The 22,800-nt window shown below is 74.0% G+C and carries 19 protein-coding genes; 6 read left to right on the forward strand and 13 right to left on the reverse strand.

Annotation, left to right across the window (positions count from 1 at the left end; genetic code table 11):
• Nucleotides 1-117 precede the first annotated feature (117 nt).
• The 5 genes from ACZ5CZ_RS34020 to ACZ5CZ_RS34040 all read left to right on the forward strand — a co-directional run bounded on the left by ACZ5CZ_RS34020 (nt 118) and on the right by ACZ5CZ_RS34040 (nt 4,772).
• On the forward strand, nt 118-963 hold the full coding sequence (locus tag ACZ5CZ_RS34020; protein WP_385843199.1) for a transporter substrate-binding domain-containing protein: 846 nt from the start codon (nt 118-120) through the stop codon (nt 961-963).
• Nucleotides 960-1,793, forward strand: a complete 834-nt coding sequence (locus ACZ5CZ_RS34025) for an amino acid ABC transporter permease (protein WP_385843200.1) — start codon at nt 960-962, stop codon at nt 1,791-1,793. The genes ACZ5CZ_RS34020 and ACZ5CZ_RS34025 overlap by 4 nt, the downstream gene beginning before the upstream one ends.
• Nucleotides 1,790-2,584, forward strand: coding sequence for an amino acid ABC transporter ATP-binding protein (locus ACZ5CZ_RS34030; RefSeq protein ID WP_468948406.1), 795 nt, complete (start codon nt 1,790-1,792; stop codon nt 2,582-2,584). Before ACZ5CZ_RS34025 ends, ACZ5CZ_RS34030 begins: the two co-directional genes overlap by 4 nt.
• A 41-nt stretch (nt 2,585-2,625) precedes the next feature.
• Nucleotides 2,626-3,717 carry an amidohydrolase family protein gene (locus tag ACZ5CZ_RS34035; protein ID WP_385843203.1) on the forward strand — a complete coding sequence of 364 codons (1,092 nt, stop codon included), beginning with the start codon at nt 2,626-2,628 and terminating at the stop codon, nt 3,715-3,717.
• 143 nt (nt 3,718-3,860) lie between these two features.
• Nucleotides 3,861-4,772: an SCO1860 family LAETG-anchored protein gene (locus tag ACZ5CZ_RS34040; RefSeq protein ID WP_385843204.1), complete on the forward strand. Its 912-nt coding sequence runs from the start codon at nt 3,861-3,863 to the stop codon at nt 4,770-4,772.
• A gap of 63 nt (nt 4,773-4,835) precedes the next feature.
• On the opposite strand, the gene cobC is transcribed toward ACZ5CZ_RS34040, so the two are convergent.
• Genes cobC through cobM form a run of 6 tightly spaced genes read right to left on the reverse strand, consistent with a single transcriptional unit; the run spans nt 4,836 to nt 11,114 of the window.
• Nucleotides 4,836-5,891, reverse strand: a complete 1,056-nt coding sequence (cobC, locus tag ACZ5CZ_RS34045) for an Rv2231c family pyridoxal phosphate-dependent protein CobC (protein ID WP_468948409.1) — start codon at nt 5,889-5,891, stop codon at nt 4,836-4,838.
• Nucleotides 5,881-6,804 carry a sirohydrochlorin chelatase gene (locus ACZ5CZ_RS34050; RefSeq protein ID WP_385843206.1) on the reverse strand — a complete coding sequence of 308 codons (924 nt, stop codon included), beginning with the start codon at nt 6,802-6,804 and terminating at the stop codon, nt 5,881-5,883. The genes cobC and ACZ5CZ_RS34050 overlap by 11 nt, the downstream gene beginning before the upstream one ends.
• Entirely contained in the window at nt 6,801-7,388 is a 588-nt protein-coding gene (locus ACZ5CZ_RS34055; RefSeq protein ID WP_385843208.1) for a precorrin-8X methylmutase, read from the reverse strand. The genes ACZ5CZ_RS34050 and ACZ5CZ_RS34055 overlap by 4 nt, the downstream gene beginning before the upstream one ends.
• A complete protein-coding gene (cobJ, locus tag ACZ5CZ_RS34060; protein ID WP_385843209.1) occupies nt 7,385-9,064 on the reverse strand; it encodes a precorrin-3B C(17)-methyltransferase in 1,680 nt (559 codons plus the stop codon). The genes ACZ5CZ_RS34055 and cobJ overlap by 4 nt, the downstream gene beginning before the upstream one ends.
• Complete coding sequence (gene cbiE, locus ACZ5CZ_RS34065; protein WP_385843210.1) at nt 9,061-10,299, reverse strand: precorrin-6y C5,15-methyltransferase (decarboxylating) subunit CbiE; 1,239 nt, start codon at nt 10,297-10,299, stop codon at nt 9,061-9,063. Before cbiE ends, cobJ begins: the two co-directional genes overlap by 4 nt.
• Nucleotides 10,296-11,114, reverse strand: coding sequence for a precorrin-4 C(11)-methyltransferase (gene cobM / locus ACZ5CZ_RS34070; RefSeq protein ID WP_385843211.1), 819 nt, complete (start codon nt 11,112-11,114; stop codon nt 10,296-10,298). The genes cbiE and cobM overlap by 4 nt, the downstream gene beginning before the upstream one ends.
• Before the next feature lie 82 nt (nt 11,115-11,196).
• On the opposite strand from cobM, the gene ACZ5CZ_RS34075 reads away from it, so the two are divergent.
• Entirely contained in the window at nt 11,197-11,928 is a 732-nt protein-coding gene (locus tag ACZ5CZ_RS34075; protein WP_385843213.1) for a ZIP family metal transporter, read from the forward strand.
• A gap of 41 nt (nt 11,929-11,969) precedes the next feature.
• Here ACZ5CZ_RS34075 and cobI read toward each other — a convergent pair whose 3' ends face one another.
• Genes cobI through ACZ5CZ_RS34110 form a run of 7 tightly spaced genes read right to left on the reverse strand, consistent with a single transcriptional unit; the run spans nt 11,970 to nt 22,787 of the window.
• Nucleotides 11,970-12,701, reverse strand: coding sequence for a precorrin-2 C(20)-methyltransferase (cobI, locus tag ACZ5CZ_RS34080; RefSeq protein WP_467542273.1), 732 nt, complete (start codon nt 12,699-12,701; stop codon nt 11,970-11,972).
• The gene (locus ACZ5CZ_RS34085) at nt 12,698-14,089 is read right to left on the reverse strand and encodes a cobyrinate a,c-diamide synthase (protein ID WP_468948412.1); all 1,392 of its coding nucleotides are present in this window, start codon (nt 14,087-14,089) and stop codon (nt 12,698-12,700) included. Before ACZ5CZ_RS34085 ends, cobI begins: the two co-directional genes overlap by 4 nt.
• Nucleotides 14,089-14,688 (reverse strand): cob(I)yrinic acid a,c-diamide adenosyltransferase, encoded by a 600-nt coding sequence (gene cobO / locus ACZ5CZ_RS34090; protein ID WP_385843216.1) that lies wholly within the window; start codon nt 14,686-14,688, stop codon nt 14,089-14,091. Before cobO ends, ACZ5CZ_RS34085 begins: the two co-directional genes overlap by 1 nt.
• Complete coding sequence (locus ACZ5CZ_RS34095) at nt 14,688-16,691, reverse strand: putative cobaltochelatase (RefSeq protein ID WP_468948414.1); 2,004 nt, start codon at nt 16,689-16,691, stop codon at nt 14,688-14,690. The genes cobO and ACZ5CZ_RS34095 overlap by 1 nt, the downstream gene beginning before the upstream one ends.
• Complete coding sequence (cobN, locus tag ACZ5CZ_RS34100) at nt 16,688-20,341, reverse strand: cobaltochelatase subunit CobN (protein WP_468948416.1); 3,654 nt, start codon at nt 20,339-20,341, stop codon at nt 16,688-16,690. The genes ACZ5CZ_RS34095 and cobN overlap by 4 nt, the downstream gene beginning before the upstream one ends.
• Nucleotides 20,338-21,846 (reverse strand): cobyric acid synthase, encoded by a 1,509-nt coding sequence (locus ACZ5CZ_RS34105; protein WP_468948418.1) that lies wholly within the window; start codon nt 21,844-21,846, stop codon nt 20,338-20,340. Before ACZ5CZ_RS34105 ends, cobN begins: the two co-directional genes overlap by 4 nt.
• The gene (locus tag ACZ5CZ_RS34110) at nt 21,843-22,787 is read right to left on the reverse strand and encodes a cobalamin biosynthesis protein (protein ID WP_468948420.1); all 945 of its coding nucleotides are present in this window, start codon (nt 22,785-22,787) and stop codon (nt 21,843-21,845) included. The genes ACZ5CZ_RS34105 and ACZ5CZ_RS34110 overlap by 4 nt, the downstream gene beginning before the upstream one ends.
• Nucleotides 22,788-22,800 lie beyond the last annotated feature (13 nt).

The raw sequence follows: 22,800 nt of genomic DNA on the forward strand, positions 1-22,800 counted from the left end.
CCAAGGTCAACTCCCTCGATCTTAGGTCGAAGCAGCTTGTGACCATCGGTTTGATTTGAGAGCCTCAAACATCTCCTTATAATCGGAAGCCACTGTTCCCCCCACTGGAGAGCCCCCATGAAATCCGTCCTCGGGCGCCGGACCCGCCTTCTGGCCGCCACCACCGCGACCGCCGGACTCGTGCTCGTCGCGGCCGGCTGCTCCTCCAGCGACTCGGGGGGCAAGACCACCGTCAAGGGCGTCCACCTGGTCAAGGCCGGGCAGCTGACCACCTGCACCCATCTGCCGTACCCGCCGTTCCAGTCGGAGATCAACGGCAAGGTGCAGGGCTTCGACGTCTCCCTGATCGACCTCGTCGCCAAGGACCTCGGCGTCAAGCAGCAGATCCTCGACACGCCGTTCGAGAACTTCAAGACCGGCGCCTTCCTGAACTCCGGCCAGTGCGACCTGGCCGCCGCCGGCATGACCATCACCGCCGAGCGCAAGAAGAACGTCGACTTCTCGGACCCCTACTTCGAGGCGACCCAGGCGGTCCTGGTCGACAAGAGCAGCGGCATCACCTCGCTCGCCGATGTGAAGACCAAGGGCAAGAAGCTCGGCGCCCAGGCGCAGACGACCGGTGAGGACTACGTCAAGAGCAAGGGCTTCGACCCGGTCTCCTTCGCCTCCTCCGACGCCGTCCTCAACGGCCTGCGCACCGGCCAGGTCCAGGCCGTCGTCATCGACTACCCGGTGGTCCAGGGCTGGCTGAAGGACAAGGCCAACGCCGACAAGTTCAAGGTCGTCGACAACCTCAAGACCGGCGAGCAGTACGGCTTCACGGTCAAGAAGGGCAACACGGCCCTGCGCGAGGCCATCGACAAGGCGCTGAAGCAGGCCAAGGCCGACGGCACCTACAAGAAGCTCTACGAGCAGTGGATCGGCCCGTACGACTCCTCCGTGGCCTCTCCCGCCGCCTCATGACCGCGTCGGACACCGAGGTACAGCCGAAGAAGAAGGGACTGACCCGGCGGCAGAAGCGCCGGGTCTCCCGGGCCGCGCAGTACGCCGTCTTCGTCGCCGCGGTGATCGCCTTCGCGGTCGCCGCGGACTGGGGCCGGCTGAAGAACCAGTTCGCCCAGGTCCACATCGCCGAGCAGCTGTTCCCGGACCTCATCACGGTGGCCCTGAAGAACACCGTGCTGTACACGCTGTCCGGCTTCGCCGTCGGCCTGGCCCTCGGCATGGTCATCGCGCTGATGCGGCTGTCGTCCGTGGGGCCGTACCGCTGGCTCGCCGGCATCTACATCGAGGTCTTCCGGGGCCTGCCCGCGCTGCTGATCTTCATCTTCGTCGGCGTCGGCGTGCCGCTCGCCTTCCCCAGCGTCCAGTACCCGGGCGGTACCTACGGAAAGGTCGCCGTCGCGCTGGGGCTGGTCTCCGCCGCGTACATGGCGGAGACGATCCGCGCCGGCATCCAGGCCGTGCCCAAGGGGCAGATGGAGGCGGCCCGCTCGCTCGGCTTCTCGCCCGCGCGGGCCATGGTCTCGATCATCCTGCCGCAGGCCTTCCGGATCATCCTGCCGCCCCTGACCAACGAACTCGTGCTGCTCTTCAAGGACTCCTCACTGGTGCTGTTCCTGGGGGTCACCCTGGAGGAGCGCGAACTGTCCAAGTTCGGCAACGACCTGGCCAGCCAGACCGCCAACTCCACGCCGATCCTGGTCGCGGGCCTGTGCTATCTGCTGATCACGATCCCGCTCAGCCTCGTCGTGCGCCGTATGGAAACCAAGGCCCGTAGGGAGATCCGGTGACCCGCCCCGAGATCCGCGTCCAGGACCTGCACAAGTCCTTCGGTGACAACCAGGTCCTGCGCGGCATCGACCTGGAGATCCAACAGGGCGAGGTCGTCTGTGTGATCGGGCCCTCCGGCTCCGGCAAGTCGACCCTGCTGCGCTGTGTGAACCTGCTGGAGGAGCCGACCCGGGGGCGGGTGTTCGTCGGCGGCACCGAGCTGACGGACCCCGACGTCGACATCGACGCCGTACGCCGCCGGATCGGCATGGTCTTCCAGCAGTTCAACCTCTTCCCGCACCTGAGCGTCACCGAGAACCTCACGCTGCCGCAGCGCCGGGTCCTCAAGCGGGACAAGGCGACCGCCGAGAGGATCGCCGCGGAGAACCTGGACCGCGTCGGTCTGGCCGAGAAGGCGGACGCCTACCCGGCCTCCCTCTCCGGCGGCCAGCAGCAGCGCGTCGCCATCGCCCGCGCCCTCGCCATGGGCCCCGAGGTGATGCTCTTCGACGAGCCGACCTCCGCGCTCGACCCCGAGCTGGTCGGGGACGTCCTCGCGGTGATGCGCAGGCTCGCCCGGGAGGGCATGACCATGATGGTCGTCACCCATGAGATGAGCTTCGCCCGCGAGGTCGCCGACCGGGTCGTCTTCATGGACGGCGGAGTGATCGTCGAGGACGGCCGGCCCGAGCAGGTCATCGGCGACCCGCAGCACGAACGCACCCGCCACTTCCTCTCCCGGCTGCTCGACCCGGCGATGGCCGAGGTCGAGGAGGAAACCTCCGACCAGGTCGGCAAGACCGAGGCATAGCTCACTCACCACCCCGGGGCAGCGCTCACTAAGGTGCCGGTATGAGCGATCAGCCGGTGCTGCATGTGAAGGGCCGGGTCCTCGCCGGGCCCGAGGACGTCCGCGACGAGCTGTGGGTGGTCGGGGGCCGGGTCGCCTACGAGCGTCCCGCCGGCGCCCGGGACGTCCGGACCGTCGAGGGCTGGGCGCTGCCCGGCCTGGTCGACGCGCACTGCCATGTGGGCCTCGACGCGCACGGCCCGGTGGACGCGGAGACCGCCGAGAAGCAGGCGCTCACCGACCGGGAGGCCGGCACCCTGCTGATCCGGGACGCGGGCTCGCCCTCCGACACCCGCTGGATCGACGACCGCGCCGACCTGCCCCGGATCATCCGGGCCGGCCGGCACATCGCCCGCACCCGCCGCTACATCCGCAACTACGCTTGGGAGACCGAACCGGACGGCCTGGTCGGCTACGTCGCCCAGGAGGCCCGGCGCGGCGACGGCTGGGTCAAGCTGGTCGGCGACTGGATCGACCGCGACCTCGGCGACCTCGCCCCCTGCTGGCCCCGCGAGGCGGTGGCGGCGGCCATCGCCGAGGCACACCGGCTCGGCGCCCGGGTCACCGCCCACTGCTTCGCCGAAAGCTCGCTGCGCGACCTGGTCGAGGCGGGCATCGACTGCATCGAGCACGCGACCGGCCTGACCGAGGAGCTGATCCCCCTGTTCGCCGAGCGGGGGGTCGCGATCGTCCCCACCCTCGTCAACATCGCCACCTTCCCGCGCCTCGCCGACGGCGGTGAGTCCAAGTTCCCCCGCTGGTCGGCCCATATGCGCCGGCTGCACGAGCGCCGCTACGACACCGTGCGCAGCGCCTACGACGCCGGGATCCCGGTGTTCGTCGGCACCGACGCCGGCGGCTCGCTGGCCCACGGCCTGGTCGCCGACGAGGTCGCCGAGCTGGTCGCCGCCGGCATCCCGCCGGTCGACGCCCTCGCGGCCACCAGCTGGGCCGCCCGTGCCTGGCTCGGCCGCCCCGGCCTGGAGGAGGGGGCGCCGGCCGACCTGGTGGTGTACGAGTCCGATCCGCGGGCCGACGTACGGGTGCTGGCGGCGCCGCGCCGGGTGGTGCTGCGCGGGGTTGTGGTCGGGTAACGGAACGCCTGTGCCCGGTGATTCGAAGAACCGTGCGGAATATTCACGTATGAGTGAAGTGGCCGCAGATCGCTGACCGTTCACCCGTAGTGGGTACAAGGTTGACGGGTCCCAAACAGGTTTCTTCTGGGGGTCCCACCACCTTGAACAGCAACAACTTCCGCCTGCCCGCACGCCGGCTGGCCGCCGCCGTGACGGTCACCGCCCTGGCCGCCGCTCCGGCGGCCCTGGGCGCGGGCACCGCGCACGCGACCACCGACCACGGTCGCGCCTCCGCCGTCGTCCTGCGCACCGGGCTCGACGTGTCCCTGCTCAACAAGACCGTCGACGTCCCGCTCGCGGTCTCCCTCAACGAGGTCCGGGCACCGCAGAGCGCCGACCGCACGGCCCTGTCCGCCCGGCTCGACGGCGTGGACGGCGGCAAGCCCTTCACGGTCCTCGGCGCGGACGTCGCCCAGGCCAGGGCCACGGCGACCGCACAGCGCGCCGAGGGCTCGGTCCGGCTCGCCCACGCCCGGCTGCACGTCCCCGGCCTGCCGCTGCTGTCCCTGATCGAGGTCGACACGGTCACCGCCAAGGCCACCTGCGAGGCCGGCAAGGCGCCGACCGCCGAGGCGAACGTCCTCGGTGCCGTCACCGTCCTCGGCAAGCGCGTCACCCTGACCGCCGGCGGCCCGACCCAGGTCACGGTGCCCGGCGTCGGCGAGGTCCGCCTCGACCTCGCGCAGCGGCGCACCACCTCCCGCACGGCCGCCGCGACCGCCCTCCGGCTCAAGGTCTCCGTCAACCCGCTGAAGCTGAACGTGGCCGACGTCGAGGGAACCGTCACCCTCGCCGAGGCCACCTGCCAGTCCCCGGCCGCGCCGAGCGCCCCGGCGAGCACCCACCCGGTACCGAGCCACGACCCGGCCGCCGAGGTGCGGCCGCAGGGAGCCCGCGCCGACCTCGCCGAGACCGGCGGCAGCTCGGCGACCCCGTACCTGGCGGGCGGCGCGCTCGCCCTGGTGCTGGCCGGCGGGGGAGTGACGCTGGTGGCCCGCCGCCGCAAGGGCTGACCACCCTTCCCGTACGCCGCTCCCCGGCCGGAGGTCCCACCGGCCGGGGAGCGGCCTGCCGGGCTACGACAGCGCGGCCGACAGCGCCGTCAGAAACCCGGTGACGGTGGCACGGTCCCGCACGGCGATCCGCACCCACTCCGCACCGAGCCCCGGAAACGTGTCCCCCCGCCGCACCGCGTAACCGAGGTCCCGCAACCGGCGCCGTACCACGGCGGCATCCGGCATCCGCGCCAGCACGAACGGGCCCTCCGCGGGGGACACCACCCGCACCCCCCGCGCCGCGAACTCCGCCAGCCCCGCCACCAGATGGGCCCGGTCCGCGGCGATCCGGTGCGCCGCGTGCCCCGCCTCCGCCAAAGCCCTCGGCGTCACACACGCCTCCGCCGCGGCCAGCGCCGGGGTCGACACCGGCCACAGCGGCTGGGCCCGCTCCAGCGCGGCGACGGTCTCCGGCGCGGCCAGCACGTACCCGATCCGCAGCCCGGCCAGCCCCCAGGTCTTGGTCAGGCTCCGCAGCACCACCAGACCCGGCACATCCGTCCGCCCGGCCAGCGCCTCCCGCTCACCCGGCACCGCGTCCATGAACGCCTCGTCCACCACCAGCGTGCGGCCCGGCCGGGCCAGCCGGGCGACCAGGCCGGCCGGGTGCAGCACGGACGTCGGGTTCGTCGGGTTGCCGACGACCACCAGATCGGCGTCCTCCGGCACCGCCGCCGGATCCAGCCGGAACCCGTCCTCCGCGCGCAGCAGCACCCGGTCCACGGTGTGCCCGGCGTCCCGCAGCGCGGCCTCCGGCTCGGTGAACTGCGGGTGCACCACGACCGGCCGGCGCACCTTCAGAGCGCGGGCGAGCAGCACGAACGCCTCCGCCGCCCCCGCCGTCAGCAGCACCCGGTCCACCGGCAGCCCGTGCCGCGCCGCCACCGCCGCCCGCGCGGCCCGCCCGTCCGGGTAGGCCGCGAGGGACGGCAGGGACGCGGCAATCCGCTCCCGCAGCCACGTGGGGGGCGTGTCGGCACGGACGTTGACGGCGAGGTCGACCAGCGCCGCCCCGTCGTCCCGTACCTCCGCGTCCCCGTGATGCCGCAGATCCGGCCCCGTGCCCTCAGTGCGCATGGCTGTGCGAGTGCCCCCCGTGATGGTGGTGCCCGTGTCCATGCCCGTGGTCGTGGCCGTCGTCGTCCGGGTGGAAGTGCGGCTGCTGCGGCAGCCCCACCTTGTCCTCGAAGCCCGGCAGCGCGATCCGGTACACGCACGAGTCGCAGTTCATGCGCAGATCGCCCTTGACGGCCTCCGCGTACCGCTCCATCACCAGGTCCAGCAGCTCCGGCTCCGGCCCGATGACGTCGGCCGACCGCACCTCGGTCTCCGGATGCGCGGCCGCCCACTCCTCGGTCTGCTGCCGCACCCGGTCCGGCAGGATGCCGGTGAACAGGAAGTACGGCAGGACGACGATCCGCCGCGCGCCCAGCCGCGCGCACCGGTCCAGCCCGCTCGGCACGTCCGGCGCCGCGAGCGACACGAACGCCGTCTCCACCCCGGCGTACCCGCGGCCCTCCCACAGCAGCCGCGCCGCCTTGTGCACCTCCGCGTTGGCGTCCGGGTCGGTCGAGCCGCGCCCGACCAGCAGCACCGTCACCTCCGCGCGGTCCACACCGTCCAGCACCTCGTCCAGCCGCCGCTCCAGCACACCCAGCAGCGCCGGGTGCGGGCCGAGCGGACGGCCGTAGGTGTACGAGATGCCCGGGTGCCGCTCCTTCTCCCGGGCCAGCGCGGCCGGGATGTCACCCTTGGCGTGCCCGGCGGACACCAGCATCAGCGGCACCGCGGCGAACCGCCGCACCCCCCGCTGCACCAGCTCGGTGACGGCCTCGCCCAGCGGCGGCGGGGACAGTTCGATGAAGCCGCCCGCGACGGGCAGCTCCGGGTGGCGGCGCCCCAGTTCCCGTACGAAGTCGCGGAACGCCTCGGCGCCGGCGTCGTCACGCGTGCCGTGTCCGGCGATGAGCAGGGCGGGCGGGGTGGTCACGAGATCTCCTCAGACGAAACGGGGTGGTACAGCAGGGCGTTGAGCGCGGCGGCGGCGACCGCCGACCCGCCCTTCTCGGACACGTTGCTCACGGCGGGCAGTCCGCTCTCCCGCAACGCGGCCTTGGACTCGGCCGCGCCGACGAAACCGACGGGCAGACCGATGACGAGTGCGGGGGAGGCGTCCAGGGTCAACAGCTCCTCCAGGGCGGTCGGCGCACAGCCGATCACCCACAGCGCGCCCGGGCCGACCTGCTCGTAGGCGAGCCGGATCGCGTGCGCCGAACGGGTCAGCCCCGGACCGGCCTTCGCTTCCTTCAGCCGGCACACGGTCTCCCGCCGGGTGATGCCGGCCGCGACCATCTCCACGTCCACCACCACCGGCGCCCCGGCGTGCAGCGCGGCATGCGCCGCCACCAGGTCGTCCTCGGCCATGACGAGATCGGTCGCGTACTCGAGGTCGGCGGCGGAGTGGATGACCCGCTCCACCACCGCCCGGGTCAGCGGCGGGAAGTGCGAGGTGTCCAGGCGGGCGCGCAGCCGCCGGAAGGACTCCTGCTCGATGGGGTGGACGACGCGGCTCACGCGGTCTCCTCCTGCGATGCCTGCCAGCGGTAGCCGCGCGGGGTCACCATGCGGCCCGCGATGACGCGGGTCGCGGTGTTGCCCACGGTCACGACCGTCATCATGTCGACCGTCGCCGGATCCAGCCCGGCCAGGGTGGTGACCCGGCTCGTCCCGTCCGGCCGGGACGCGTTGCGCACCACACCGACCGGAGTGGTCGGCTCCCGGTGCTCGGCGAGGATGCCGAGCGCCTTGGGCAGCTGCCAGTCCCGGCCCCGCGAGCGCGGGTTGTAGAAGGTGACCACCAGGTCCGACTCGGCCGCCGCCCGCACCCGCCGCTCGATGACCTCCCACGGCGTGTGCAGATCGGACAGGCTGATGGAGACATGGTCGTGGCCCAGCGGCGCGCCCAGGATCGCCCCGGCGGCCAGCGCCGCCGTCACCCCCGGCACCCCGACCACGTCGATGTCGTCGGACGCCTCGGCGAGCGCCGGCGAGGCCATGGCGTACACCCCCGCGTCACCGCTGCCGATCAGCGCCACCGCCTGCCCGCGCCGGGCCTCCGCCACGGCCGTACGGGCCCGCTCCTCCTCCGCGCCGAGCCCCGACTCCAGCACCCGGGTGCCGGGCCGCAGCAGATCGCGGATCTGGTCCACGTACTGGTCCAGGCCGACCAGCACCGACGCCCGCCGCAGCTCGGCCACCGCGCGCGGGGTGAGCAGGTCCCGGGCGCCCGGGCCGAGCCCGACCACCGCGAGCCGCCCGCGCCCCGGACGCCGTACCACGGCACAGGTCGCCATGGCCGACTTCCGCTTGGGCACGAGGAGTTCACCACCGCGCAGCAGCGCGGCGGCCTCCGCGACCGACGGCGTGCCGACCGCCGCGAGCGGCGCGTCGGACGGGTTCGGCACCGCCACGGCGGCCAGCTCCTCGGCCGGGTACGTCACCAGCGGCACCCCCAGCCGCTCGGCGGCGGCCAGCAGACCCGGTTCCTCCGCCTTGGCGTCCACGGTGGCCAGCTCGGCCACCGACCGCACCGACAGCCCCGCCTCCGCCAGCGCCCCCTCGACCAGCGCGAGGACCTCCTCGGCCGGCGCGCCCCGGGACGCGCCGACCCCGACCACCAGCGACGGCGGCCGCAGCAGCACCTCCCGCTCGCCCGCCGGCACCGCCCGGTCGGTCACCCGGATCGTGTACGACCCCTGCGGCGCGGTCGGCAGCGGCGGCAGCGGCCACGGCACCTCGGCCTTGAGCGCGACCGGCTCACCGTCCAGCAGCGCACGCGAGACCAGCGCGACCGACCCCTCGAAGGGCAGGCCGAGCATGTCCAGACCGGGCAGCCCGACCGCGTCCGTGGCGGTCGTCACCACCGGCTCCGCGCCCAGCACCTCCCCGACCCGCGAGGCGAGTTCATTGGCGCCGCCGCCGTGGCCGCCGAGCAGCGACACCGCGAACCGGCCGCCCTCGTCCACGCACACCACACCCGGGTCGGCCGCCTTGCCGCCGAGCAGCGGCGCCACCAGCCGCACCACCGCGCCCGTCGCGAGGAAGCACACCAGCTGCTCGCACTCCGCGAACGCGGCCCGCACGGCCTCGCCCACGGGACCCTCGTACACCCGCGTCCGGTCCGGCCAGGCCGCGGCCAGCCGGTCCCGCGCCGCCGCCCCCGCCGCGGTGGCGGAAATGAGGCCGATCACTGACTTACTCCTTCGCTAGTCGCCGGGGGTCGTACGCCCCACAGCAGAAACACAGGATTGGTCGCCGCGAGCCGGGTCACATCGCCCGGCAGCGGAGCCAGCCGCGAGGACTGGAGCAGCACCCCGTCGCAGACCAGCCCGGCCGCCGTGAGCGCCGCACGCGCCTGAGGCACCCGGTCCAGGGCGGCCATCGCGACGACGACCGTCCGCCGCGCCCGCCGCGCGCACGCGCCGACGATCGCGGGCAGCTCCCGCCCCCCGCCGCCCACGAACACCGCGTCCGGATCGTCGTCCAGCCCGGCCAGCGCCTGCGGCGCCGCCCCCTGGACGACCGTCACATCGACGCCGTGCGCGGCCGCGTTGGCCCGGATCCGCCCGACCCCGTCACCGGTCTTCTCGACCGCGACCACGGCCGCGCCGAGCCGCGCGCACTCCACCGCCACCGAACCGGAACCGGCCCCGACGTCCCACACCAGATCGCCCAGCCGCGGCCCGAGCCGGGACAGCGCCAGCGCCCGCACCTCGAACTTGGTGATCATCGAGTCCCGGTGCGCGAACGCCCCCTCGTCCAGCGCCCAGCCGGCCGGCGGCTCCGGCACCCCGGCGACCGTGCGCACCGCGCCGAGCGCCCGCGCCTCGTCCAGGCACAGCACCACGCTCACCGCCGCACCCCAGTCCCGGGCCGCCGCCTCGGCGGGCGTCACCCGCTCCACCCGCTCCCGCTCCGGATCGCCCAGCGCGCTCACCACGACCAGCACCCGGTCCCGGCCCGCGAGCGCCGCACCCAGCTCGGCGGGCCCGGCGCCCGGACCGGTCAGCACCGCCACCTTGGGCCGCGCCCGGCACACGTTGACCGCCGTCCGCAGCTCCCGGCCGTGCGCGCTCACCACGACCGCGTCGTCCCAGGGCAGCCCGACCCGCGCGAACGCCCCCGCCACCGAGGACACCCCCGGCCGCACATCGAGGCACGCGGACCCGAACCGCTCCGCCAGCGCCCGCACGATCCCGAAGAACCCGGGATCACCGGAGGCCAGCACGGTCACCGGCAACTCCTTGCCGACATACTCGGCGATCGTGTCCAGGGCGGGCGCCAGCGGCCCCAGCACCACCCGCTCGGCGCCCTCCGGCAGCCGTACGGCGTCCAGGTGCCGCCGCCCGCCGACGACGAGCGCGGCCCCGGCGAGGACGTCCGCCCCGACCGGCGCGCCCGTCCCCGCCCCGACCACCGTGATCAACTGCTCGCCCCCCGCTCGCGCAGCGCCCGCCGGGCCTCCGGGTCCGCCTTGCGGAAGCCGTGGAAGTGCCCCGGGTGGTACAGGTGCGAACGGGTGCCCTGCGCGTCCAGCGCCGGACCGACCAGGAACAGCGTGTGCTTCCAGAGCTTGTGCTCCTTGACCGTGTCCTCCAGCGTGCCGATCGTGCACCGGACGACCAGCTCCTCCGGCCAGGTCGCCTGGTAGGCGACGACCACCGGGGTCGAGGTCGGGTAACCGCCCTCCAGCAGCTCCCGCACCAGCTGCCCGCTGCGCGCCGCCGACAGGAAGATCGCCATGGTGGTGCCGTGCCGGGCGAACTCGCGCACCTCCTCACCGGGCGGCATCGGCGTCTTGCCGCCGCCCAGCCGGGTCAGCACCACGGACTGCGCGACCTCCGGGATGGTCAGCTCCCGCTGGGCCAGCGCGGCCACCGCGGAGAACGAGGACACCCCGGGCACGACCTCCGTCTCGATGCCGATCTCCGCACACCGGTCGACCTGCTCCTGCGTGCCGCCCCACAGGGCGGGGTCACCCGAATGGATGCGGGCGACCCGCAGCCCCTCCGCGTGGGCGCGCCGGTAGACGGCGACCACGTCCTCCAGCGACATCGTCGCCGAGTCGAGGATCTCCGCGCCCTCCCGGGCGTGCTGGAGGACCTCCTCCTGCACCAGGCTGGCCGCCCAGATCACCACGTCCGCCTCCGCGATGGCACGCGCGGCACGGAACGTCAGCAGATCGGCGGCGCCGGGGCCGGCACCGACGAAGGTCACCTTGCCGGTGGGGGCATCGGCCATGGGATGGGTCCTCTCCTACGAGTACTGCGGGTTGTTGCTGTCGGACATGCGTGACCGGTCACCGATCGGATAGCAAGGGCCTATGGCGGTCTTCGTCGCGCTCGGCGCGTTCCTGATGACGCTGGCCGGCGGCTGGACGGCTCAGCGCGTGACCGACCGCCGGCACCTGGTGCTCGGGCTGGCCGGCGGTCTCATGCTGGGCGTGGTCGGCCTGGACCTGCTGCCGGAGGCACTGCACGCGGCCGACCGCGAGGTCTTCGGCGTGCCCGCCGCGCTGCTGCTCTTCGTGGCCGGCTTCCTGCTCGCCCATCTGGTGGAGCGCACCCTGGCCGCCCGGCAGGCCGCACACGGCGGCGCCGAGGGCCATGACCACCGCGCGCCCGAGGTGGGCCTCGTGGCGGCCGGCGCGATGGTGGGGCACAGCGCGATGGACGGGGTGGCGATCGGCGCCGCCTTCCAGGTGGGTGAAGGCATGGGCGCCGCCGTCGCGCTCGCCGTGATCGCCCACGACTTCGCCGACGGCTTCAACACCTTCACCATCACCAGCCTCTACGGCAACGCCCGTCGGCGCGCCATCGGCATGCTCGTCGCCGACGCCCTGGCACCCCTGCTGGGCGTCCTGTCGACGGTGTTCTTCCACATCCCCGAGCCGCTGCTCGGCGGATATCTGGGCCTCTTCGGCGGCGTCCTGCTCTATCTCGCCGCCGCCGAGATCCTCCCCGAGGCCCACCACGAACACCCCGCCCGCTCCACCCTGCTGTGCACGGTGGCCGGCGTGGCCTTCATCTGGCTGGTGGTGGGCCTGTCCGGCTGACGGCACGAGCGCGTGCCGCCGCCGGGAGCGCGGACGGGGTCTCACAGCTTGCCGCCCCGCCCGCCGTCCCGCCGCGGCGGCGCGATCAGCGTCGACAGATACGGCAGCGGAGCGCCGTCCAGCTCGGCGGCCGGCCGCACCGACTCCTCCGGCAGACCCAGCGCCGAGCCCCACACCGCGTCCCCGAGCCGTCCGGTCTCCGCGAGCGCCGCCGCGACCTCCGCCGCCTGCCGCCCGAACTTGTACGCCACCACGGTCCCCGGCCCGGCCAACGCCTCCTTCAGCACCGCCGACCCGGCGGTGACCGGCACCAGGGTCAGCGGCTCGGTGCCCTCGGTCAGCACCGCACCCGACCGCGCCGCCAGATCCTGCATCGCGGTGATCCCCGGCACCGTCTCCACCACCACCCCCGGCACCAGCTCCGCGATGGTCTGCGCGAGATAGGTGAACGTCGAGTACACGTTCGGGTCCCCGATGGTCGCGAAGGCGACCGAGCCATGCCGCTCCAGCAGCCCGGCGACGGTGGCACCGGCCGCGTCCCAGGCCGCCTCCCGGCGCGCCCGGTCCTCCCGCTCGTTCAGCGCGAACACCACCCGGACGACCTTCTCCGGCGCCACGTAGTGCAGCACGGTCGCCTCCGCCCGCCCCCGCTCACCGGTGTCCATCACCGGTACGACGACGACCTCGGCGGCCCGCAGCGCGTTGACCCCCTTGACGGTCACCAGCTCCGGATCCCCGGGACCGACCCCGACCCCGACCAGCCTGCTGCTCATGACGTCCGGCACCTCTCCACGAACCGACGGGCGACACCGGGCCGCGCGGCCCAGTGCGTGTGCAGATAACTCGCGTGCACGCCCTGCTGTACGAAACCTTCGACCCGCCGTACGGGGGCCCGCACCCCCCACGCGGGAGCGGCGCCGGCACCCGGCTCGACGACCGTGCGATGGAACTCGTGCCCCCGCATCCGGGTCCCCGCGGCGGCCAGCACACTGTCCCCGACGGCCACGGCGTCCCGATAGCCGAGCGTCAGCCGTTCGGTCATCCGCGCGGAGGCGTCCAGCACTCCGCACATCGGCTGCCCGTCCAGCTCCCGGCAGAGATACAGCAGCCCGGCGCACTCCGCCGCGACCGGGGCGCCGCTGCCCGCCAGCTCGGCGACGGCCTTGCGCAGCGGCTCGTTGGCGGACAGCTCGGCCGCGTACACCTCGGGAAAGCCGCCGCCGACGACCAGCCCCGCGGTGCCCTCCGGGAGTTCCTCGTCCCGCAGCGGATCGAAGGTGACGACCTCGGCACCGGCGGCGGTGAGCAGCTCGGTGTGCTCGGCGTAGGAGAAGGTGAAGGCGGACCCGCCGGCGACGGCGACGACGGGGGCCGACGCGGACAGGCCGTCCGGCCTCCCGGCCGACCGAGTCGGGTGGAGGGTGGGCGAGGCGGGGGTCCAGGGGGCGGAGCCCCCTGGGAGGGGACCGGCAGCACGGGCAAGCGCTTCGAGGGCCTCCAGGTCACATCCCCGAGCCACCAGCGCCGCCATATCAGCGACGGCGTCGACCGCAGCGGAACGCCGTTCGGCGACCGGCACCAACCCCAGATGCCGAGAGGGCGTCGAGACCTGCTGAGCCCGCCGCAAGGCGCCCACCACCGGCACGCCCACCGACTCCAGCGCCTCCCGCAACAGCGCCTCGTGCCGGTCGGACCCCACCTTGTTCAGGATCACGCCCCCGACCCGCACCTCCGGATCCCAGGACACGAACCCGTGCACCAGCGCGGCGACGGACCGGGACTGCGACGACGCGTCGACGACCAGCACCACCGGAGCGCCCAACAGCTTGGCCACATGGGCGGTGGAGGCCAGCTCGCCCTCCCCCGCCGCCCCGTCGTACAGCCCCATCACACCCTCGACGACCGCGAGGTCACACCCCCGCGCCCCGTGCAGGAACAGCGGAGCGACCAGCTCCGGCCCGCACAGATACGCGTCGAGGTTGCGCCCCACCCGCCCGGTCGCGAGCGCGTGGTACCCGGGGTCGATGTAGTCCGGCCCGACCTTGTGCGGGGACACGGCGAGCCCCCGCGCGGCGAACGCGGCCATCAGCCCCGTGGCCACGGTGGTCTTGCCGCTCCCCGAGGCGGGCGCGGCGATGACCAGCCGAGGCACCGACGACATCACCACTCGATGCCCTTCTGGCCCTTCTGCCCCACGTCCATGGGGTGCTTCACCTTGGACATGTCGGTCACCAGATCCGCGAAGTCCACCAGCTTCTCCGGCGCGTTCCGCCCGGTGATGACGACGTGCTGGGTGCCCGGACGGTCCCGCAGCACCTCGACCACCTCATCGGTGTCCACCCACCCCCAGTGCATCGGATAGGCGAACTCGTCCAGCACGTACAGCCGGTACGTCTCGGCGGCCAGGTCCCGCTTGACCTGCTCCCAGCCCTCCCGGGCCTTCTCCTCGTTGTCCATCTGGGCGTCCCGCTGCACCCACGACCAGCCCTCGCCCATCTTGTGCCAGTCGACCGTGCCGCCCTCGCCCGAGGCACCGAGCACCCGCAGCGCGTTCTCCTCGCCGACCTTCCACTTCGCCGACTTGACGAACTGGAACACCCCGATGGGCCACCCCTGGTTCCAGGCACGCAGCGCGAGCCCGAACGCGGCGGTCGACTTGCCCTTGCCGATCCCGGTGTGCACGACCACCAGCGGCCGGTTACGACGCTGACGCGTCGTCAGACCGTCGTCCGGCACCACACTCGGCTGTCCCTGCGGCATTACGCGGCCCTCCTCGACGTCCCCTGCACATCCCTGACCAGCCCGGCGATCGAGTCGGCCCGCAGCTCGTCCAGCGTGACGGCCGTACCGCCCAGCTCACCGGCCAGCTGCCCGGCGAGCCCCAGCCGCACCGGCCCGGTCTCGCAGTCCACGACCACCGACGCGACCCCCTCGGCCGCGAACAGCCGCGCCGCCCGCCCGGCCAGCGCCACCGGCTCCGGACCCCCGGTGGCCCGTCCGTCCGTCACCACGACGACCAGCGCCCGCCGCGCCGGATCCCGCAGCCGCTCCACCCGCAGCACGTCATGCGCCTTCAGCAGCCCGGCCGCCAGCGGCGTACGGCCCCCGGTCGGCAGCGACTCCAGCCGTACGGCGGCGGCGTCCACCGAGGACGTCGGCGGCAGCGCCACCTCCGCACCGGCGCCCCGGAAGGTCACCAGCCCCACTTTGTCCCGCCGCTGATAGGCGTCGAGCAGCAGCGACAGCACGGCACCCTTCACCGCGCCCATCCGCTGCCGGGCCGCCATCGACCCGGAGGCGTCCACCACGAACAGCACGAGGTTGCCCTCGCGCCCCTCCCGGGTCGCCTGCCGCAGATCGTCCCGGCGGACCACCAGCCCGGGACCGGACCGGCCGCGCGCCCGCTGGTGCGGCGCCGCCGCCTGCACGGTCGCCGCCAGATGCAGCTTGGTCAGCGCCCCCTGCGGCCGCCGGGCGCCGGTGGTGCGCCCGTGCTCGGTCCGCGCCCGCGAGCGCCGCCCGGCGGCGCCCTCGCCGATCCCGGGCACGCTCAGCGCCTTGGTCCGGAACGGCTCGGCCGCCCGCACGGGCGACTGCTCCTTCGCCCCGGACGCCTGCGGCTCCCCGCCCTCACCGGCCTCCGGCCGCGCGGCGGTGTCCCCGCCGCCCTGCGGACCGGAATCGGGCTGCGGCTGTCCGCCGCCCCCGCCGGGACCGTCGGGATCGGGGTCCTCGTCGCCCTCGGAGTCGTCCCCGGAGAACTGCTCCAGGGTCTCGTCCAGCTTGTCCTCGTCCAGACCGGGAGCGTCGAAGGGGTTGCGCCGCCTGCGGTGCGGCAGCGCCAGCAGCGCCGCCTGCCGTACGTCCTCGGCCAGCACATCGGTCCGCCCGGCCCACGCGGCCAGCGCGGTCGCCGTACGCGCCATCACGATGTCGGCCCGCATGCCGTCCACCTCGAAGGCGGCACAGGTCGCCGCGATCTGCCGCAGCGCGCCGTCGCCCAGCCGCACCGAGGGCAGCAACTCCCTCGCCGCCACGATCCGTTGCCGTACGGCCGCCTCCTCGTCCGCCCAACGCGCGGCGAAACCGGCCGGATCGTCGTCGTAGGCGAGCCTGCGCCGCACGACCTCCACCCGCTGGTCCGGCTCCCGCGAGGCGGCGACCTCGACGGTCAGCCCGAACCGGTCCAGCAACTGCGGCCGCAGCTCGCCCTCTTCGGGGTTCATGGTGCCGACCAGCAGGAACCGCGCGGCATGCCGTACGGAGACACCCTCGCGCTCCACGTACGAGGCACCCATCGCCGCCGCGTCCAGCAGCAGGTCCACCAGGTGGTCGTGGAGGAGGTTGACCTCGTCGACGTAGAGGATCCCGCGGTGCGCGTCGGCCAGCAGGCCGGGCTCGAAGGCCTTCACGCCCTCCGCCAGCGCCCGCTCGATGTCCAGCGCACCGACCAGCCGGTCCTCGGAGGCGCCGACCGGCAGCTCGACCATCCGCGCGGGCCGCGCCGCACCGGCCCCCGGCTCGTGCGGCCCGTCCGGGCACGCCGGGTCGGGCGAGCCGGGGTCACAGGAGAACCGGCACCCGGGCACCACGGCCACCTCGGGCAGCAGCGCCGAAAGGGCACGCACGGCCGTCGACTTGGCGGTGCCCTTCTCGCCGCGCACCAGCACACCGCCGACGGCGGGGCTGACCGCGTTCAGCAGCAGCGCGAGCCGCAGATCGTCCTGGCCGACGACGGCCGTGAAAGGAAAGGGGGTGGTCACTGGTCGTCGCCCTCCAAGTCGCCCTCCAGCTCGAGGTAGGTGGCGCGCAGCCGCTCCAGGGTGTCCGCGTCCGGCTCCGCCCACAGCCCGCGGTCCGCCGCCTCCAGCAGGCGCTCGGTGATGCCGCGCAGCGCCCACGGGTTGGACTTCTTCATGAAGTCCCGGTTCTCCGGGTCGAAGACGTACTCGGCGCTGAGCTTCTCGTACATCCAGTCGTCCACCACGCCGGCCGTGGCGTCGTAGCCGAACAGGTAGTCCACGGTCGCCGCCATCTCGAAGGCGCCCTTGTAGCCGTGCCGGCGCATGGCCGCCATCCAGCGCGGGTTGACCACTCGCGCACGGAACACCCGGTGCGTCTCCTCACCCAGCGTCCGGGTCTTCACCTGGTCCGGGGTGGCGGAGTCGCCGACGTACGCCTCGGGGTTCTCGCCGGTCAGGTGCCGGACCATGGCGACCATGCCGCCGTGGTACTGGAAGTAGTCGTCCGCGTCGACCAGGTCGTGCTCGCGCGTGTCGACGTTCTTCGCCGCCACCGCGATCCGCCGGAACGCCGTCTCCATGTCCCCGCGCGCCGCCCGCCCGTCGAGCCCGCGGCCGTAGGCGTAGCCGCCCCAGACCGCGTAGACCTCGGCGAGGTCCGCGTCGCTGCGCCAGTTCCGCGCGTCGATCAGCGGCAGCAGGCCCGCGCCGTACGCGCCCGGCTTCGAGCCGAAGACACGGGCCGTGGCGCGCCGCCGGTCGCCGTGCTGGGCCGCGTCCTCCTCCACGTGCGCCCGGACGAAGTTGGACTCGGCCGGCTCGTCCAGCTCGGCCACCGCCCGTACCGCGTCGTCGATCAGCCCCACCACGTGCGGGAACGCGTCCCGGAAGAAGCCGGAGATGCGGACCGTGACATCGATGCGCGGCCGCCCCAGCTCCGCGAGCGGGATCACCTCGAAGCCGGTCACCCGGCGCGAGGCGTCGTCCCAGACCGGGCGGCAGCCCAGCAGCGCGAGGATCTCGGCGATGTCGTCACCCTGGGTGCGCATCGCGGACGTGCCCCACACGGTCAGGCCCACGGACCTCGGGTACGCGCCGGTGTCCTGGAGATAGCGGGCGACCAGGGAGTCGGCCAGCGCCTGTCCGACCTCCCAGCTCAGCCGGGACGGGATCGCCTTGGGGTCGACGGAGTAGAAGTTCCGGCCGGTCGGAAGGACGTTGACCAGGCCGCGGGTCGGGGAGCCGGAGGGGCCGGCCGGGACGTAGCCGCCGTCCAGGGCCCGCAGGATGTGCCCGATCTCGTCGGTGGTGCGCGCCAGCCGGGGTACGACCTCCTCGCAGGCGAACTCCAGCACCGCGACGGCGTCGGGGAGTTCGGTGCCGAGGACGCCCCGCAGCACGGCGGCGGCGACCGTGCGGTCCCACGCCCGGGCCTCCAGCTCCTCCGCGATCCGCCGGCACAGCTGCTCCAGCAGGTCGATCGCGTCGGACGCGGTCCGCGCCGGACCGTCCACCAGGTCGGTCAGCTCCACCGGCACCTTCACCGGCGCGCCCGGCTCGGCCAGCAGCTCCTTCTCGGCCAGTCCGAAGTGGGCCGCCAGACAGGCCCGCAGACCGGGCAGCGCGTTCGCCTGCCCGCCCCACACCTGGGACGCCCGCAGCACGGCGAGGACCAGGTTGACCCGCGGTTCGCCCACCGGGCCGCCGCCGAGGACGTGCAGGCCGTCACGGATCTGCACGTCCTTGATCTCGCACAGATAGCCGTCGATGTGCATGACGAACTCGTCGAACTCGTCCTCGTCCGGCTGCTCGTCCACATGCAGGTCGTGGTGCAGCTCGGCCGCCTTGACCAGCGTCCAGATCTGCGCGCGGACCGCCGGTGCCTTCGTCGGGTCCAGGTCGGAGACGAGCGCGTACTCGTCCAGCAGCTGTTCCAGCTTGGCCAGGTCGCCGTAGGTGTCCGCGCGGGCCATCGGCGGCACCAGGTGGTCGACCACCGTGGCGTGGCCGCGCCGCTTGGCCTGGGTGCCCTCGCCGGGGTCGTTGACGATGAACGGGTAGATCAGCGGCAGGTCGCCGAGGACCGCGTCCGGGGCGCACCCGGCGCCCAGCCCGAGCCCCTTGCCCGGCAGCCACTCCATCGTGCCGTGCTTGCCCATGTGCACGATCGCGTCCGCGCCGAAGCTGTGGTCCAGCCAGCGGTAGGCGGCCATGTAGTGGTGCGAGGGCGGCATGTCGGGGTCGTGGTAGATCGCGATCGGGTTCTCCCCGAAGCCGCGCGGCGGCTGGATCATGACCACGACGTTCCCGAACTGCAAGGAGGCCAGGACGATGTCGTCGCCGTCGACGTACAGGCTGCCCGGCGGCTCGCCCCACGCCTCGCGCATCGCCTCCCGCAGCTCCGGGTCCAGCTTCTCGAACCAGGCCCGGTAGTCGGCCAGCGGCACCCGCGCGGGCGCGGCGCGCAGCTGGTCCTCGGTCAGCCACTCCACGTCGTGGCCGCCGGCCTCGATCAGCCGGTGGATCAGCTCGTCGCCGTTGTCGGGGTAGCCGTCGACCCCGTACCCGGCGTCCCGGAGCGCGTCCAGCACCCGGACCGCCGAGGCGGGGGTGTCCAGACCGACCGCGTTGCCGACGCGGGAGTGCTTGGTCGGGTAGGCCGTGAAGACCAGCGCGATCTTCTTGTCCGGGTTCGGCTTGTGCTTCAGCCGGGCGTGGCGTACGGCGATCCCGGCCACCCGGGCGGCACGCTCGGGGTCGGCGACGTACACCGGGACCTCGTCCGGGCCCTGCTCCTTGAAGGAGAACGGCACGGTGATCAGCCGGCCGTCGAACTCCGGGATGGCGACCTGCATCGCCGCGTCCATGGGGGACAGGGCCGCGTCGGACTCGTCCCAGGCGGCCCGCGAGGAGGTGAGGCAGAGGCCTTGCAGCACCGGGATGTTCAGCTCGGCGAGCGCGCCGATGTCCCAGGCCTCCTCGTCGCCGCCCGCGGACGCCTGCGAGGCGTGGGTGCCGCCGGCCGCGAGCACGGTGGCCACCAGCGCGTCGGCCCGGCCCAGCAGCTCGTACAGCCCGGCGTCGGCACCGCGCAGCGAACCGCAGTAGACGGGCAGGGCGTTGGCTCCCTGCGCCTCGATCGCCTCGCACAGGGTGTCCACGAAGCCGGTGTTGCCGCTCAGCTCGTGCGCCCGGTAGAAGAGCACGCCCACGGTCGGACGGCCGTCCGCACGCTCGTACGAGCCGTGGACGCCGTACTCCGGCATCTTCCGCGGCTCCTCGAAGCCCTCGCCGGTCAGCAGCACGGTGTCCGACAGGAACCGGGACAGCTCCAGGAGGTTGGCGGGGCCGCCCTCGACCAGGTACTTCAGGGCCTCCGCGACGACACCGGCGGGCACCGAGGACTCGGCCATCAGCTCGGCGTCCGGCACGCTCTCGCCGCCCAGCAGCACGGTCGGGATCCCGGACGCCTTCAGCACGGCGAGCCCGTCCTCCCAGGCGCGCTTGCCGCCGAGCAGCCGTACGACCGCGAGGTCGGCGCCCCGGATCAGGCCGGGCAGCTCCTCGGTGACGTCGACCCGGGTCGGGTTGCCGATGCGGTAGCCGGCGCCGGAGGCCCGGGCCGCCAGCAGATCCGTGTCGGCGGTCGACAACAACAACACTGTGCTCATGCGGGCGCTCCCGGTGGAATGAAAGGCAGTCCTTGCGGCGCGCCCGACTCGATGAGCCGCCAGAGCGCGTCCGTGTCCGCGTGCTGTTCGATCAGGTCGCCGAGCCGGTCGAGCTGCTCCTCGCGCAGCGCGGCGAAGGAGGTGTCGGGGGCCGGCACGAAGCGGCGGCCCGCGGCGCCGGCCACCTCGCGCAGGAAGGCCCGCCGGAAGCCGTCCGACTCCAGCGAGCCGTGCCAGTGGGTGCCCCAGGTGTGGCCGACCCGGCAGCCGTCCAGGAAGGGCTCGCCGCCCTCGACGGTGGCCACCCCGTGGTGGATCTCGTACCCCTCGACCGGCTCGCCCAGGGCGTGCCCGCTGGGCCGGGTGAGGGTCTTCTCGCGGGCGAACCGCACCCGTACGGGCAGGAGTCCGAGGCCGTCCACCTGTCCCGTGCGGCTCTCGACCTCGTCCTCGATGTGCGCGCCGAGGATCTGGAAGCCGCCGCAGATGCCGAGGATCGGGCGTTCCTCGGCGGCCCTGCGCACGAGGGCGTCGGCGAGCCCGCGCTCGCGCAGCCACTCCAGCGCGCGCACGGTGCCGCGGGTGCCCGGGATCACCACGAGGTCGGCGTCGGCCAGCTCCTCGGGGCGGTCCACGAACCGCACCACCACGCCCGGTTCGGCGGCCAGCGCGTCCACGTCGGTGAAGTTGGACATCAGCGGGATCGCGCACACGGCGACCCGCAGCACGTCCGCGCCGAGCGGGGGAGTGACGGTGGACTCGCGGACCGTGCCCCGCAGGGACACCCGCAGCCCGTCCTCCTCGTCGATGCCGAGCCCGTGCCGGAAGGGCAGCACGCCGTACGTGCGCCGCCCGGTGAGGCCGTGCAGCATGTCCAGGCCGGGCTCCAGCAGGGAGACGTCCCCGCGGAACTTGTTGACCAGGAACCCGGCGACCAGTTCCTGGTCCTCGGGGGACAGCAGGGCGACCGTGCCGAAGAAGGAGGCGAAGACGCCCCCGCGGTCGATGTCCCCGACCACCAGCACGGGCAGCCGCGCGTTGCGGGCGATGCCCATGTTCACGATGTCGGTCCGGCGCAGGTTGATCTCCGCCGGGCTGCCCGCCCCCTCACAGATCACCGCGTCATACGTGCCCCGCAACTCGGCCAGGCAGTCCAGCACCGTGCCGAGCAGCTTCTGCTGCCGGCCGCCGTGGTAGCCGCGGGCGCTCAGTTCGCCGACGGGCTTGCCCATCAGCACCACCTGGCTGCTCTGTTCGCCGCCCGGCTTCAGCAGCACCGGGTTCATCAGCGCGGTCGGTTCGGTCCGGCAGGCCTGGGCCTGCATGGCCTGGGCCCGTCCGATCTCCGCGCCCTCCCGGGTGACGAAGGAGTTGAGGGACATGTTCTGCGCCTTGAACGGCGCGACCTTCACGCCCTGGCGCACCAGCCACCGGCAGATTCCGGCCGTCACGACGCTCTTGCCCGCGTCGGAGGTGGTGCCGGCGACGAGGAGACCACCGTTCACTTCCCGCGTCCCTTCACGATGAGGCGCGCGGCGGCCGTGACGCCGAGCGCGAGGAGGCCGACCCGGCGGGAGAGCCGTACGGCCCGGTCGATGTCGGTGACCCGGACCGCCCGTCCCGCGCCGCCGTTGAGCACGGGCCGGTGCTCGACCCGGCCGCCGTAGGAGAGGGTGCCGCCCAGCCGGACCCCGAGGGCGCCCGCGAAGGACGCCTCCACCGGGCCCGCGTTGGGGCTCGGGTGGCGGTGGGCGTCGGCCCGCCAGGCGCGCAGGGCACCGCGCGGATCGGGTCCGGCCGCGGCGGCGAGTACGGCGGTCAGCCGGGCGCCGGGCCAGCCGGCCACGTCGTCGAGGCGGGCGGAGGCCCAGCCGAAGCGCCGGTACCGGGGCGACGTGTGACCGACCATCGCGTCGAGGGTGTTGACCGCCCGGAACCCGAGCAGCCCGGGCACGCCGGCCACGGCGCCCCAGACCAGGGCGCCCACGACGGCGTCGGAGGTGTTCTCGGCGACCGACTCGACCACGGCCCGGGCTATCCCGTCGGCGTCCAGCGCCTGCGGGTCCCGGCCGCACAGGTGCGGCAGCCGCGCGCGGGCCGCCTCGACGTCGCCGCGCTCCAGGGCGCGCCCGATGGTGCGGGCCTCCCGGGCGAGCGAGGTGCCGCCGACGACCGACCAGGTGGCGGCGGCGGTCAGTGCGACGGAGAGGGCGCGGGAGGGGCGTACGGCGCGTGCGGCCGCCGTGCCGAGGGCGACGGCGCCACCGGCGCACACGACGGTGTGCAGGGCGCCCCAGCCGCGGTGGTCGTGCCACAACGCGCCTTCCACGGCCGCGGCGGCCCGTCCGAACGCGGCGACCGGATGGCCGCGGCGCGGATCGCCGAGGAGCAGGTCCCCGAGAAGGCCGGCGGCGGCGCCGTACGCGTAGCTGCGATCGGCACCCATCGGCTCAGCCGGC

This window comes from Streptomyces sp. NPDC031418 (assembly GCF_055581605.1).

Bases quoted from the DNA above. Each gene is read 5' to 3' on its own strand.
- cobO (WP_385843216.1), bottom strand. From the start codon at position 14,688: ATGCCGCAGGGACAGCCGAGTGTGGTGCCGGACGACGGTCTGACGACG.
- ACZ5CZ_RS34110 (WP_468948420.1), bottom strand. From the start codon at position 22,787: ATGGGTGCCGATCGCAGCTACGCGTACGGCGCCGCCGCCGGCCTTCTC.
- cobN (WP_468948416.1), bottom strand. From the start codon at position 20,341: ATGAGCACAGTGTTGTTGTTGTCGACCGCCGACACGGATCTGCTGGCG.
- ACZ5CZ_RS34075 (WP_385843213.1), top strand. From the start codon at position 11,197: ATGGCGGTCTTCGTCGCGCTCGGCGCGTTCCTGATGACGCTGGCCGGC.
- cobI (WP_467542273.1), bottom strand. From the start codon at position 12,701: ATGAGCAGCAGGCTGGTCGGGGTCGGGGTCGGTCCCGGGGATCCGGAG.
- cobC (WP_468948409.1), bottom strand. From the start codon at position 5,891: ATGCGCACTGAGGGCACGGGGCCGGATCTGCGGCATCACGGGGACGCG.
- ACZ5CZ_RS34020 (WP_385843199.1), top strand. From the start codon at position 118: ATGAAATCCGTCCTCGGGCGCCGGACCCGCCTTCTGGCCGCCACCACC.
- ACZ5CZ_RS34035 (WP_385843203.1), top strand. From the start codon at position 2,626: ATGAGCGATCAGCCGGTGCTGCATGTGAAGGGCCGGGTCCTCGCCGGG.
- ACZ5CZ_RS34085 (WP_468948412.1), bottom strand. From the start codon at position 14,089: ATGTCGTCGGTGCCTCGGCTGGTCATCGCCGCGCCCGCCTCGGGGAGC.
- ACZ5CZ_RS34025 (WP_385843200.1), top strand. From the start codon at position 960: ATGACCGCGTCGGACACCGAGGTACAGCCGAAGAAGAAGGGACTGACC.
- cobM (WP_385843211.1), bottom strand. From the start codon at position 11,114: ATGGCCGATGCCCCCACCGGCAAGGTGACCTTCGTCGGTGCCGGCCCC.